This is a genomic window from Rhodopila sp. (assembly GCF_965277165.1).
Lineage (GTDB): Bacteria > Pseudomonadota > Alphaproteobacteria > Acetobacterales > Acetobacteraceae > Rhodopila.
The window spans coordinates 1,835,613-1,849,195 of record NZ_CBDICE010000005.1 but is presented as its reverse complement, the minus strand read 5'-3'; the positions used below and the strand labels follow the sequence as shown (position 1 = coordinate 1,849,195).

The 13,583-nt window shown below is 66.8% G+C and carries 11 protein-coding genes; 4 read left to right on the top strand and 7 right to left on the bottom strand.

Translation table 11 applies throughout. The annotated features are described in order from the left end of the window. Window positions 1-34: 34 nt before the first annotated feature. From rpe to ACQY4Y_RS09205, 3 genes are read right to left on the bottom strand one after another with little or no spacing between them, the layout of a single operon-like run. Window positions 35-706, bottom strand: coding sequence for a ribulose-phosphate 3-epimerase (gene rpe / locus ACQY4Y_RS09215; RefSeq protein ID WP_428490247.1), 672 nt, complete (start codon window positions 704-706; stop codon window positions 35-37). Between the two features lie 43 nt (window positions 707-749). Then, complete coding sequence (locus tag ACQY4Y_RS09210; protein WP_428490246.1) at window positions 750-1,988, bottom strand: RsmB/NOP family class I SAM-dependent RNA methyltransferase; 1,239 nt, start codon at window positions 1,986-1,988, stop codon at window positions 750-752. Further along, window positions 1,988-3,301 carry a UDP-glucose dehydrogenase family protein gene (locus ACQY4Y_RS09205; protein ID WP_428490245.1) on the bottom strand — a complete coding sequence of 438 codons (1,314 nt, stop codon included), beginning with the start codon at window positions 3,299-3,301 and terminating at the stop codon, window positions 1,988-1,990. The genes ACQY4Y_RS09210 and ACQY4Y_RS09205 overlap by 1 nt, the downstream gene beginning before the upstream one ends. A 176-nt stretch (window positions 3,302-3,477) precedes the next feature. Here ACQY4Y_RS09205 and ACQY4Y_RS09200 point away from each other — a divergent pair, with 176 nt between their 5' ends. Both ACQY4Y_RS09200 and ACQY4Y_RS09195 read left to right on the top strand, forming a co-directional pair. Further along, window positions 3,478-4,509: a Gfo/Idh/MocA family protein gene (locus tag ACQY4Y_RS09200; protein ID WP_428490244.1), complete on the top strand. Its 1,032-nt coding sequence runs from the start codon at window positions 3,478-3,480 to the stop codon at window positions 4,507-4,509. A 74-nt stretch (window positions 4,510-4,583) separates the two neighbouring features. Next, on the top strand, window positions 4,584-5,639 hold the full coding sequence (locus tag ACQY4Y_RS09195) for an AI-2E family transporter (RefSeq protein ID WP_428490243.1): 1,056 nt from the start codon (window positions 4,584-4,586) through the stop codon (window positions 5,637-5,639). Between the two features lie 75 nt (window positions 5,640-5,714). Here the strand turns inward: ACQY4Y_RS09195 and ACQY4Y_RS09190 are convergent, their stop codons facing one another. The 4 genes from ACQY4Y_RS09190 to ACQY4Y_RS09175 form a co-directional block, all read right to left on the bottom strand. Then, the gene (locus ACQY4Y_RS09190) at window positions 5,715-6,455 is read right to left on the bottom strand and encodes a dienelactone hydrolase family protein (protein ID WP_428490242.1); all 741 of its coding nucleotides are present in this window, start codon (window positions 6,453-6,455) and stop codon (window positions 5,715-5,717) included. 14 nt (window positions 6,456-6,469) lie between these two features. Beyond that, a complete protein-coding gene (locus ACQY4Y_RS09185) occupies window positions 6,470-8,557 on the bottom strand; it encodes a hydantoinase/oxoprolinase family protein (RefSeq protein ID WP_428490241.1) in 2,088 nt (695 codons plus the stop codon). Continuing rightward, complete coding sequence (locus tag ACQY4Y_RS09180; protein WP_428490240.1) at window positions 8,554-10,368, bottom strand: hydantoinase B/oxoprolinase family protein; 1,815 nt, start codon at window positions 10,366-10,368, stop codon at window positions 8,554-8,556. The genes ACQY4Y_RS09185 and ACQY4Y_RS09180 overlap by 4 nt, the downstream gene beginning before the upstream one ends. A 99-nt stretch (window positions 10,369-10,467) precedes the next feature. Further along, entirely contained in the window at window positions 10,468-10,752 is a 285-nt protein-coding gene (locus ACQY4Y_RS09175; RefSeq protein WP_428490239.1) for a hypothetical protein, read from the bottom strand. A gap of 301 nt (window positions 10,753-11,053) precedes the next feature. Here ACQY4Y_RS09175 and ACQY4Y_RS09170 point away from each other — a divergent pair, with 301 nt between their 5' ends. After that, complete coding sequence (locus ACQY4Y_RS09170) at window positions 11,054-11,845, top strand: SDR family NAD(P)-dependent oxidoreductase (protein ID WP_428490238.1); 792 nt, start codon at window positions 11,054-11,056, stop codon at window positions 11,843-11,845. Further along, complete coding sequence (gene allB / locus ACQY4Y_RS09165) at window positions 11,842-13,278, top strand: allantoinase AllB (protein WP_428490237.1); 1,437 nt, start codon at window positions 11,842-11,844, stop codon at window positions 13,276-13,278. The genes ACQY4Y_RS09170 and allB overlap by 4 nt, the downstream gene beginning before the upstream one ends. Window positions 13,279-13,583 lie beyond the last annotated feature (305 nt).

The window sequence follows — 13,583 nt, the reverse complement described above, 5'->3', positions numbered from 1 at the left end:
GCGCCCCGGATCCAACGGCTCGGACTCGAGGCGTTCATGCGCCGCTCCGCAGCGCCCCGATCGCTTGGGCGTAGTCGGGCGCGCGGAACACCGAGGTTCCAGCGATCAGCGTGTCCGCTCCCGCGGCTAGCACGGCCTTCGCCGTGGTGGCGGTAATGCCGCCATCGACCGCCAGCACGATCGGATGATCCGCGGCGTCGATCAATTGTCTCAGTTGGGCAATTTTCGGCAATTGCGACGTCAGGAAGGACTGACCGCCGAATCCGGGATTGACCGACATCACCAGGATGATGTCGGTCAGATCCAGCGCCCAGGCAATCGTATCGGGCGAGGTCGCCGGATTCAGCACCACGCCGGCTTTTTTCCCGGCATCGCGGATATGCTGCAGCGAGCGATGCAGATGCGGCCCGGCCTCCGGGTGCAGGCTGATATGGTCGGCGCCGGCGTCGATGTAGGCGTCCAGGTAGGGATCCACCGGGGTGATCATCAGATGCACGTCGAACGGCATCTTCGTGTGTTTGCGCAATGCCGCGAGGATCGGTGGCCCGAAGCTGAGGTTGGGCACGAAATGGCCGTCCATGATGTCCAGGTGCAGCCAGTCGGCACCAGCCGCTTCGATCGCGGCGACCTCTTCCTTGAGGCGGCCGAAATCGGCGGCGAGCAGACTCGGGGCGACGGTGACGTGCCGGGAGACAGGAACAACCATGCCATGCTTCTAGCCACCGCGACCGTTGTCACACAAGGAAACATCAACCCTTGATCAGCCGCGCCGCGAAGAATCCGTCCATCCCGCCGCGATCGCGCCAGAGCCCGGGGTGGGTGCGCATGAAACCCTGCTTGGTCAGCGCCTCGGGCAGGGCGGCTAGTTCGTCTTCGCGGAACGGATCGTGTCTCAGTCCAGTCGTGGCTATCGCTGCGGCAATCCGCGGTGCGCCTTCCTCGGGCTGCAGCGAGCAAACGGCGTAAATCAGCCGGCCACCTTTGCGAAGCATCCCGGCGGCCTGTCGCAGCAGGTGGTCCTGCACTTGGATCACCGTCTGAACGTCGCGCGGCCGCTTCAGGCGGGCGACATCGGGGTGGCGGCGAATGGTACCCGTGCTGCTGCACGGCGCATCCAGCAGCACGGCATCGAACGGCTGCGGAGGCATCCACTGTGTCGCATCGGCATTGATCACGTCCGCGTGCAGACCCCACCGCGCCAGATTGCCAACCAGCCGGTTGGCGCGGGCCGGGTCGCGCTCGACCGCGGTCACCGCGGCGCCGGCGGCGGCAAGCTGGGCGGTCTTGCCACCGGGCGCGGCACAAAGGTCGGCAATCCGCTCGTCCGGTCCGGCAGCCAGGAGTCCAGCCGGCAATGCGGCGGCTGCATCCTGCACCCAGAGCTCACCCGTCTCGAACCCGGGCACGCAGCCAACCCGCGTTCCGGCCGGGAAGCGTACCGTTCCGGTCGGCAACAGCACACCTCCCACGGGCGGCGCGATGCCGGGCTTAAGGCTGAAGTCAAGCGGCGCCTCGGTCTGATGCGACGTAGCGATCGCTCGGGCGGATTGGCCCCACGCCGTCCACAGCCACGCAGGCGTATCGAGCCTTGCAACATCCAGATCCTGCAGCGCATCTGGTCCAACCGCGGCAACCTTGCGCAGCACCGCGTTCACCAGACCAGCGAACGGCGCCAGGCCGCGGCGCTTGGCAAGGCTGACCGCTGTGCCGACCGCCGCATGATCCGGCGTTTCCAGCAGCAACAGGCCAGCGGCCCCGATGCGCAGAACGTTGCGGACTGGTTCGGGAGGTTCCCGGCGCAGAAATGGTTCCAACGTCGCGTCGAGCGTGCCCATTCGGCGAAGCACCGCGGCGGCAAGGCGGTGCGCCGCCGACCGGTCTCGTGGTTCCAGCCCCGGCAAGCCGTCCAACGCCTCCTGTAGCGGGCGATGTCGCTCCAGGACCGCGGTCAAAAGGTCAAAGGCGGACTCGCGAGTCGGATCAGCCATCAGACCGAAGGTCGCCCGACTCCATGATAGGCGAATCCGGCCTCGCGCATGGCATCCGGATCGTAGACGTTGCGCAAGTCTACCAACACGCCGCCGCGCATCGCACCGCGCAGCCGCTCGGGCGCCAGCGCGCGGAATTCGTTCCATTCCGTAATCAACACCAGCGCGTCGGCGCCGGCCGCCGCGTCCCAGGCGTCCGCGCAGTAGTGCACCTGTTCCGGCAACAGAGGACGCGCCTGCTCCATGCCCTCGGGATCGAACGCGCGGATGCTCGCACCATCGCCGGCCAGGCGGGAGATGATCGACAGCGACGGCGAGTCGCGCATGTCGTCGGTTTCCGGCTTGAACGTCAGTCCGAGCACGGCGATGGTCTTGCCGCGAACGGACCCGCCGCAGGCGGCTATGACCCGCATCGCCATATTGGACTTGCGTGCGTCGTTGACCGCGACGGTGGCCTCCACCAGGCGCGACGGGGCGCCGTAATCCTGCGCGGTGCGAACCAGCGCCAAGGTATCCTTGGGGAAGCAGGATCCGCCGTAACCCGGGCCGGGATGGAGGAACTTGCGGCCGATGCGGCCATCCAGCCCGATGCCGCGCGCGACGTCGTGTACGTCCGCGCCGACCTTCTCGCAGAGGTCAGCGATCTCGTTGATGAACGTGACTTTCATCGCCAGGAACGCATTGGCGGCATATTTCGTCAGTTCCGCCGTCTCGATGGCGGTGAAAACGATCGGTGCCTCGATCAGGTAAAGCGGACGGTAAAGCCGCCGCATCACGTCCTTGGCGCGGTCGGATTCGGCACCGATCACCACTCGATCCGGCCGCATGAAGTCGCCGATGGCGTTACCTTCGCGCAGAAATTCGGGATTCGAGGCAACGTCGAATTCCAGATCGGGACGGGCCGCGCCGACGATTTGCTTGATGTGACGGCCGGTGCCGACCGGAACGGTGGATTTTGTGACAATCACCGCATAGCCGGTCAAAGCCCGAGCCACCTGCTCGGCGGCCGCGTAAACGTAGGTCAGATCGGCATGCCCATCGCCTCTCCTGGTCGGCGTCCCCACGGCGATGAATACCGCCTCCGTCCCGTCCACCGCGGCGGCCAGGTCGCCGGCAAAGGCCAGGCGGCCGGCCTTGACATTTTCCGCCACAAGCTGTTCCAGGCCCGGCTCGTAGATCGGCATCCGCCCCTCGCGCAGCGCGGCGAGTTTGCGAGCATCGGTCTCGACGATCGTGACTTCGGTGCCGAATTCCGCGAAGCAGGCTCCGGAGACGAGGCCTACATAGCCGCCACCAATCATCGTTATACGCACGTGTCGGGTTCCTCACGCAAATGCGACCCTGATTGAGCACATGGCGAGCATCGATTCCAGCAAATTACCCAGGCGACCACCGCCGGGCGTCACCGAAACGCGCTTGACACGGCTACGAGGCCGCGCCTGTCTGCGCAGGCATCGACGATGATTCTGCTTCAAGACCGGGGATTTCCATGCCGAATTCAAAGCTTCGGATCGGGATCGCGGGCGCCGGCCACTTCGGCCGCTACCATGCGCTGAAGGTCGCCGCGTCCAGCCGCTGCCGTCTGACCGGTATTTTCGATCCTGACCTGGAACGGGCCAAGACCGTAGGTTGGGAGGCCGGCGCCAAGCAGGTCTGCTTCGAGGATCTGCTGAACCTATCGGATGCGCTGATCGTCGCCGCCCCGGCCGAGGCACACTATAGCTTGGCTGCCCAGGCGCTCAGCGCCGGCAAACACGTGCTGGTCGAGAAGCCGATTGCCGCCTCCCTGGCACAGGCCGATGAACTCGGCGCCTTGGCGAAACAGCGCGGCCTGGTGTTGCAGGTCGGCCATCTGGAGCGATTTTCCGCCGCCTACCAGGCCATGGCGGGCAGGATCGGCGCGCCTCTCTATATCGAGGCAACCCGGATCGCACCGTTCAAGCCACGCGGCACCGACGTTTCCGTCATTCTGGATCTGATGATCCACGACCTGGACCTTGTCCTCGCCCTGGTCGACAGCGAAATCGACAGTGTCGATGCGTTGGGTGCGGCCGTCGCCAGCCGCCACGAGGACATCGCCAATGCCCGGCTGAGATTCCGCAACGGCGCGGTGGCCACCATCACCGCCAGTCGGATCTCGCCGCGGACCGAACGGCGAATGCGTATTTTTGGGCAAGATTGTTACATCGCAGCGGATTTTTCGGCCCGCAAGTTGACGGTGATCGCTCGCGTTCCAGCGGAAGCCGGCAGCCCGCCGGGGGGCCAGCAACCGGTGCCGGGGATTGCCGGCTTCGCCCACGAGGATGTGTCGTGGGACGATCATGACTCGCTCGCGGCCGAACACGCGGCGTTCGCCGCCTCGGTGCTGGATGGTGCGCCGGTGTTGGTCGATGCCGCGGTGGGCCGGCGGGCGCTGGCGGCGGCGCTGGCGGTTGGCGAAAACATGCGGCAGTCACGCGAGAAGATGGCGGCGTCGGGACTGATCGACGTCGCCGGCCCAGCGGATAATCTGAGCGCATGATCTGACCGGCCGCACTGACCCATCGCGCTGATGGCGGTTCGCGTTCGACGCGTTTCTCCGCCATAGATGCGCGGATGAACGCTCTTGTGCCTCGAGACCGGCTTCGCGGCATCGACCGCACGCTGCGCGCGGTCGCCGTCGGCGCCCTGCTGTTGCTGGCCGCCAGGTTGTTGCAGGACGTCCTGCTGCTGATTTTCGCCGCCATCCTTGTCGCCTGCGTTCTGCACGGCGCGGCGGATTGGCTGCATCGGCGTCTGGGACTTCCAACCGGTCTGTGGCTGTGCGTGGTGATCGTGGCGATCACGCTGTTGGTCGGCGGCGGATTTTGGCTGCAAGGCCCGCGCGTGACCGCCCAGGCCGCCACCGTTGCCGATACCGTCAGCCAACAGGTCCAGCACATATGGCAGACCGTGCAGGACAACCCGCTGATTCAGCGGTTGATGCCGCAGATCAAGGCCAAGGCCGGCTCGGTGCTGAGCAGTCTGTCGTCGATGGTGCCCGGCATGGCGTCCTCAACCATAGGGGTCGGCGGCGATCTGGTGGTGATCCTGGCCACTGGTATCTTCCTGGCTGCCTCGCCTTCGACCTACGTCGGCGGATTCCTGCGACTGCTGCCACCGACCTGGCGACCGCGCGGGCACGAGGTGATGGAGGGCCTGGGGAACACCTTACAGCTCTGGTTCCTCGGGCAGCTCGCCGACATGATCGTGGTGGCCGTGTTGACCGGAACCGGTCTGTTCTTCCTGGGTGTCCCGCTTGCGCTGACCCTGGCGCTGATCGCCGGGCTGTTCAATTTCGTGCCCTATATCGGCGCCTTGGCCGGAGCCGTTCCGGCCTTGGCTGTCGCGGTGGCCCATTCGCCGCAAACCGCGTGGTACGTCGCCGTCCTGTTCGCGATGGTGCAAACGCTGGAGGGGAACGTGATCGCGCCGCTGATACAGAAGCGCACCGTCGACCTGCCGCCCGCACTCACCATTCTGTCGCAGACCGTGCTTGGCGCTTTGTTCGGCATCATGGGACTGATTCTGGCCACGCCGCTGACGGCGGCAACAACCGTCGCGGTGCGCATGATTTACGTCGAGAGCGTGCTGGAGAACAACGACGACGGCCAGCCGGCCCGCACAACCTAATTCTTCGTCACCATCGGCTGTGCGCAAGGGTTCCCAGGTCCAGGTTGCGGACCGTGATCCGCGCGAACAACCACCTCAGCCGAGCCGGCGGCGATACAAGGCGATCAGGCGCTCCCAATGCCGTTCGGCGGCCGGTTTGTCGTAGCACCAGCGCTGCGGGAATGCGAAGCCGTGGTGGACTCCGGGATACATTTCCAGTTCCCCGCTATTGCCGGATTTGTCGAACAGCCCCTTGAGCTCCGCAACCATCGGCAATGGAGCCAGTTCGTCGTGTTCGGCACAGGCAATATAAAGTTCGCCGTTGGCCTTACCCAGATTCAGATGCGGGCTCTCCTCGTTCTCGCTCACCAACCAGGTGCCGTAGAACGACGCGGCGGCTGCGACCCGGTCGGGGAACCGAGCGGCGGCCGCCAGCGAGTACGGTCCGCTCATGCAATAGCCGTGCGTGCCGACCACGCCGGCTTTGGCAGCCGGCTGCGAGTCGACGAACGCCAGCATATCGGCGAAATCCTGCATCACCGGCGGAATGCTCATCTTGGTCCGGACCGCCCGCATCCGCGCCTGCTCGGGGCTGCCCTTGGTGGTTACGTCCGGTCCATACTTGGTGTCCCTGCCGGCACGGTAATATAGATTTGGCAGCACGACGTAGTAGCCGACGCTGCACAGCCGGCGTGCCATGTCATACAGTTCCTCGCGAATGCCGGGGGCATCCATCAGCAGGAAGACCACGGGATGCGGGCCTTGGCGATCGGGATGGACGATAAACGTCTCCATTGCGCCCGCCCGGGTAGTGAGATCGCGGTTTTCTTCGATCATGGTCGTTCCTTTGGTTAACCCGCCCGCAGCCGGATATTGCCGAAATCATCGACGCTCGCGGTCATGCCCTTCGGCACCAGGCAGGTGGCATCGTATTCCTGCACGATCAGCGGCCCGACGGTAGGCGTCACCAGCCCGGCCCGATCGGTCACCGGAGTATCGACCCAGCCATCATCGGGCAGCCAAATGCGCCGGCTTGGGGGCACCGACTGGCCGAATGGCGCTATCCGGCCCGGCAAACGCGGCTGCTCCGACAGCCCGCGCGCCGACACCGACAGTCCGACCAGTTCGACCGGTTCGCCGGCCGGAGCGCGGAAGCCATAGGTATTCTCGTGCTCGTCAGCGAACCGAACGGCGATCGTCTCCGCACTGATCGCACCGTCGGGCAAGGCAACCTCGATCTCACTCGATTGCCCGGCGTAACGGGCTGCGGCAGCCCGTCGGAAGCGCTGCCGGTCCGCCGCGAACCCGTCGCCGCGCAGCCGCCGCGCCGCCGCCGCGGTCAAGTCATCGAGGATCGCGCCGATCCGCCCCGGGTCCGCCTGGTCCAGCCGCACCCGCACGGTCTGTCGCCCATGGTGTTCGGCATCCGCGACCAGCAGCCCGAAAGCGCTGAACACCCCCGGCAACGGCGGGACGATGATCCGCCCGATACCGAGTTCGCCGGCCAGCCCGGCGGCGAACAGCGGCCCGTTGCCGCCGAACGCCAGCAGCGCGAATTGCCGAGGGTCGCGACCGCGCTCCACCGACACTGCCCGGATCGCCCGCATCATCGTGGCCGAGGCAAGCCGCAGCATGCCGTGCGCCGCCGCCTCGATCGACAGGCCCAGCGGTTCGCCAAGCTGCTGCCCGATCGCGGCGCGCGCCGCATCGAGGTCCAGCCGCATCGACCCCCCAGTCAATCCACCCGGATCGAGATACCCCAGCACCAGGTTGCAGTCGGTGATGGTCGGCGCGGTGCCGCCTCGTCCGTAGCACACCGGCCCAGGCGCCGCGCCGGCACTCGCGGGGCCGACCTTCGGCGCACCGGCGCTGTCCAGCCGGCAGATCGACCCGCCGCCGGCGCCGACCTCGGCCAGGTCGATGGCGGGAAGCTTCAGCATGTAGCCGGCCCCGACCAGAAGTCGCGATCCGGCCATGACCCCGCCGCCGACCTCGATCGCCTCGGTGCGCAGCACCTCGCCGTTCTCCACCAATCCGGCCTTGGCGGTGGTGCCGCCCATGTCGAAGGTGATGATCCGCGGCTCGTTCAGCCGCCGCGCCAGGGCAGCGGCACCGACGACGCCGGCCGCCGGGCCGGATTCGATGATATGCGCCGGACACTCGGCCGCGAACGCGGCCGACGCCAGGCCGCCATTGGATTGCATCAGTTGCAGCGGCGCCGCGATCCCCAGGCCCCGCAGCCGGGCGTCCAGCGCGGTGATGTAGGCCCGCACGGTGGGCTGCACATAGGCGTTGATCACGGTCGTGCTGGTGCGCGGATATTCCTTGATCTCGGGCAGGATGTCGCTGCTGACCGAGATCGCGATATCGGGCAGCGCGGCGTGCACGGCGCGGGCGACGGCTCGCTCGTGCGCCGGATTGGCGTAGCTGTGCAGCAGGCAGATGGCGACACTCACCACCTGTTCGGCGCGCAGCATCGCCAGCACCGGCTCCAGGCTGGCGGCGTCCAGCGGGATTGCGACCGACCCGTCGGGGCGGATCTTTTCGCTCACCTCCAGCCGCAGCCGGCGCTCCACCAGCGCACGCGGCTTGGTCCAGCCGATATCGTACAGCACCGGCATGCGCAGATCGCGGATTTCCAGGATGTCGCGGAAGCCGCGCGTGGTGATCAGCGCGGTCTTGGCGCCGCTGGCTTGCAGCACGGTGTTCGATCCGACCGTGGTGGCGTGCAGCACGTCGGCCACCGGACCGGGACGGTCGGCCAGCAGGACACGCAGGCCCTCGATGATGCCATCGCCGTAGTCGGGCGGAGTGGATAGCGTCTTATGCGTCGTCACGCCCCCGTCCGCGGCGCCCCCGTCCGCGGCGCCATCGTCGGTGGCAATCGCGACCAGGTCGGTAAACGTGCCACCGATGTCGATGCCGATCCGCACACTCACGAAGCGGGCTCCCAGGCCACCGCCGGCAGCGGTGTTCGTTCCGCTTTCAGCCGCCCCCGCAGCACCTCGGTGGCGGCGGCATCGATCATCGGCGGATCCCCCGCGGCGACCACGCCGTAGTCGCGCGCGGCGGCGGCAATCGTTACCAACCCGTCGCGCAGGTCACGCGCCACCAGCTCCAGATCGCGCTCCAGCGCCGGACCCCAACCGCCCGCGCCCGGCAGTTCGTGGCGGAACACCTCGCCGCGCTTCAGGTTCATGGTGATCTTGGCGTGCAGCCTGGTTTCCCCGGCCGAACCCGGATGCATCACGTTCCGCCCCGGCGCCCCCGGGCCGCCGCCCCACAGCCCATACGGACGATGCGTCTGGCGGTCGGCGCGCACCTGCAGCACCCCCTCGTCGGCCAGCATCCGCCAGGTCTTGCGCTGCGCCATCCCGCCGCGAAAGCGACCCGCCCCGCCGCTGTCGGGGATGAATTCATAGTCCAGCACTTCCAGCGGATTTTCCGCCTCGATCACCTCGACCGAGAAACTCGCCATGTTGGCGAACATGCAGGTGTTGCCATCAAGCCCATCGGCCCAAGGCCTGGCACCCCACGACCCGGAAATGAAATCGACATAGATGAACGGATTGAGCGCCTTGTCGTAGCCGCCGATGGTCAACCCGGTGTTGCCACCGTCGGAGGCAGCAAACACCTTGTCGGGATAAAGTTGTGCCAACGCACCGAAGGCGCAATCCACGCCGCGAAACCCGGTCAACCCGCGCGCCGCGCAGGCCGCCGGCAGCTTGCCGTTGGTAATCGTGCCGGGCGGCGCGATAATCCTGATCGGGCGGAACACCCCGTCGTTGTTCGGCATGTTGACCGACAGCACCGACTTCACCGCGGTGAAGCTCATCGCCGCTGTATAGCTGAATGTATTGTTGATCGCGCCCTTCACCTGCGGCGCGCTGCCGGTCCAATCGACCTCCATCGAATCACCACGCTTGCGAATGGTGCAGACCAGCGGGATCGGCACGCCGATGTCGATCTGGTCGTCGTCGATCCAGTCGGTGAAGCTCGCCTCGCCGTCCGGCAGCTCCATCAGGCATTGCCGGGTCAGCCGCTCGGAATAGTCCATCATCGAAACCATCAACGCGGTGACCTGCTCGGAACCGTAACGGTTGACCAGGTCGGCCATCCCTCGGGCAGCGATCTCGCAGGCCGCGAGCTGCGAGCGGATGTCGCCGAACACCCGGCCGGGCAGCCGCACGTTGCGCTCGATCATGCGGAACAGCGTGGTGTTCGGCTCGCCCCGTTCATACAGCTTCAGCGGCGGTATCCGCAGCCCCTCGGCATAGATCTCCAGACTGTCCGAGGCATTCGACCCAGGCACCCGTCCGCCGACATCGGTGTGATGGCAGATCGTCGCCGCATAGCCGATCGGGCGCTCGGATTGGCCCCCCGACCGCTCCCCCGATCGCTCCCCTGATGCGAACAACGGCTTGAAGATGAAGATGTCCGGCAAATGCATGCCGCCGTCATAGGGGTCGTTGTTGATGAAGATATCGCCGGGCCACACATCGTCGCCGAAATGCGCCAGCACCGCCTGCAACGCCACCGGGATCGAGCACAGATGGCCGGGCAACGACAGCCCCTGCGCCACCAGCCGGCCGCAGGCATCGCAGATCGCCGCGCTGTAATCCATGATGTTCTTCAGCACCCCGGAATAGGCGGTGCGATAGATCGTCAGCACCATCTCATCGCCGATCGCCGAGATCGCGTTGCGGAACAGTTCTTCGGTGATCGGATCGGACATCGCGGCCTGTCGCATAATACCTCGTCATCCGACCACCGATACGGTTGCGTGGCAACCGCGTCGGCGCCGCTGTATGATGCGAAAACGAATCGTATCTGCGCGCGACGGGCGCCACTACAGCCCGCTCAGCGTCGGCATGCTCCGCAACTCATGCAGCCGGCGCGAGAGCTGATCCACGAACTTGGCAACCGCCACCGACATGCCGCGCCCGCGCGACTGCCCCAGCACAAGCGAGCCGGACGCCACGTCACGGTCATCGATCAGGCGTGCCGCAAGCCGGTCCCGGATGTGTCGTTGCAGCGCCGATGCATTCATGTTCAGGCGGTCCGCCGCCCGCTGCCCGCCAACCGCCGCCCTTCGCAACGACCCGGCGTGGGCAACCTCGTCGACATATGCCAAGCCGCCGTAGCCGTATCAGCAACACCCAGGTCGAAAAACAGCATTCGATCGAACACCACCTTTGCCCTAGTGTTTTGCCCAGAGGTTCGCCGCACTTCGCGGCGGACGGATCGGATCGGCAGGCCACTCAAAACAAAGAGCGAGTGTCGCGAGACTGATGTTCGCCCGATATGGCGAATTTCGGACGCGGGACACTAACATCGACCAGCCGGCAGCAAGGGACTTTCCACGATGACACCACCCAGCCTAACCGATACGCTCGCCAATCCGCACGCGACGCTCGCCTGAGGCAACCGCCACAATGGACCTCCAGCTCGCCGGCAACACGGCACTCATCACCGGACCGGCCAAGGGCATGGGCGCCGCGATCACCCTCGCTTTCGCCAAAGAAGGCTGCAACCTCGCCTTGATCGGCCGCGACGTCGCCGCGATCGAACCGGTTGCCGCCGAAGCCCGGCGCATGGGCCGCACCGTCACCGTGGCAACCTGCGACCTGACCGACACCGAACACTGCCAAGCCGTCGTGGACGCCGCCACCAGCGCGTTCGGCCGCATCGACGTGCTGGTCAACATCGCCGGCGGCGCCGGACCGATGGGCAAGACCGGGTGGGAAACCACGCGGCACGAGTTCGACGAGATCGTCACCCTCAACATGGCCGGCTGCTTCAACACCATGCGCGCCGTGCTGCCGGGCATGATCGCGCGCGGCGAGGGCCGCATCGTCAATGTCGGCGGCACCTTCGGGATGCGCGGACGCGCCGGACGCATGGCCTACTCGGCCTCAAAATGGGGATTGCGCGGAATGACAAAATCGATGGCGCTGGAGGCCGGCCCACACGGCATCAACGTGAACCTGGTGGCACCCGGCATGGTCGCCGGAGAGCGGTTCCGCACCAAGGTGCTACCAACCCTGGCCGCCAAGCTCGGCATCACCCACGCCGAGGCCGAGACCCGCCACGCCGAGGAATACGCGCTGCGGCGGATCACGGAAGACGCGGACGTGGCCAATGCCTGCCTGTTCCTCGCCTCCCCGGTCGCGCGCCAGATCACCGGGGTGGACCTGCCGGTCGATGGCGGATGGGCCGCGCTATGACCGGGCCGACACCGGTCGACCTCGTCATCCACGGCGGCCGGATCGTTCATCCCGACGCCATCGTGGACGCAAGCCTCGCCGTGCGCGACGGGCGGATCGCAGCGATCGGCACCCCCGACCTCATGCCCACCGCAACCGAAACGCTCGACGCCAGCGGACTGCATGTCCTGCCGGGCGCGATCGATGTCCACGTCCATTTCCGCGACCCCGGCTACACCCACAAGGAGGACTGGGGCACCGGCACCGCCGCCGCGGCATGTGGCGGCGTCACCACGGTGTTCGACATGCCCAACACCGTGCCCGCGGTCGCCTGCGCCGAGGCGTTGGCCGCCAAGCACGCCATCGCAGCCGCCCAAGCGCGCGTCGATTATGGGCTCTATGCGTTCCTCGGCGAGGAAACCATCGATCGCGTCCCCGACCTGGTCGCCGGCGGCATCATCGGCTTCAAGCTCTACATGGGCGAAACCTTCGGCAAGCTGCCGACGCCCTCCACTGGCGCCATGCTCGAAGCGTTCGAGGTTGTCACGCCGACCGGCAAGCGCATCTCGCTGCACGCCGAGACGGCCTCGATCATGGCTCGTCGCGAAGCCCGGTTGCGCGCGGCCGGACGTGGCGACCCACTTGCTCATCTTGCGGCCCGCCCCGAGGTGGTCGCGGTCGAGGCGGTAAGCCGAGCCGCGGTGCTTGCCGAGTGGACCGGCGCCCGCATCCACATCCTGCACATCTCGTCCGCCGCGGAGTTGCGGCCCCTGGCCGAGGCCAAGGCCCGCGGCGTCGATATCACCGGGGAGACCTGCCCCCACTACCTGTTCCTCTCCGCCGAGGATTACCAACGCTGCGGCGGTATCATCCGCATCAACCCGCCGGTGCGCGAGGCGTCCAACCAGGGCCCGCTCTGGGCCGCGTTGGCGAATGGCACGATCGACCTGATCGCCACCGATCACGCCCCGCACACGCCACCTGAGAAGACCCGGCCGGACATCTTCGCCGTGGATTGCGGCTTCCCCGGCGTCGAGACCCAGATGCCGCTGATGCTCACCGAACTGGCCCCGCGCCACGCCTCGATCTGCGACTACGTGCGATGGAGTGCCGCCAACCCCGCGCGCATCTGGGGACTCGCCCCGCAAAAGGGCGCCGTGCGGGTCGGCGCCGACGCGGACTTGGCGCTGGTCGATCTCGAGCGCGAGATGACGCTGGACGACGCCGCCCTGCAATCACGCTCCAAGATCTCGCCCTGGCACGGCCGGCGCGTCAAAGGTCTGCCGATCCATACCCTGGTGCGCGGCCGGTTCGTCATGCGCAACCGCGCGCTGGTGCCGGGGACCGAGGGCTGGGGCCGCTCGCTGCATACCATCCAGGCCATGCCGCCCGCCCAACCCCGCAACACCGATGCCACCATGGCAGCGATCACCGGCGCGGCGGCGCGCTCGTGACGGCGGCGCTCCAGAAGCTGCCTTAGCGCGCAATCGCTTTTGGTGGCACCACCCAAAGCGTGAATCGCCCTCTACAAACAATGGTTTGCTGGGTATTATCGGTTCAGCTTGAAGCGATAGTGCCCTAGTGTCCTGCCCCAGAAGTTCGCCGCACTTCGCGGCGGACGAATGGGATCAGCAGGCCACTGAAACAAAGAGCTAGTGCCGCGAGACTGACGTTCGCCTGATATGGCGAACTTCGGACTCGGGACACTGGCGTCCCCGCGATCCGGATCACGGCACTGCTCGCCAAGACCGGGCTTGGC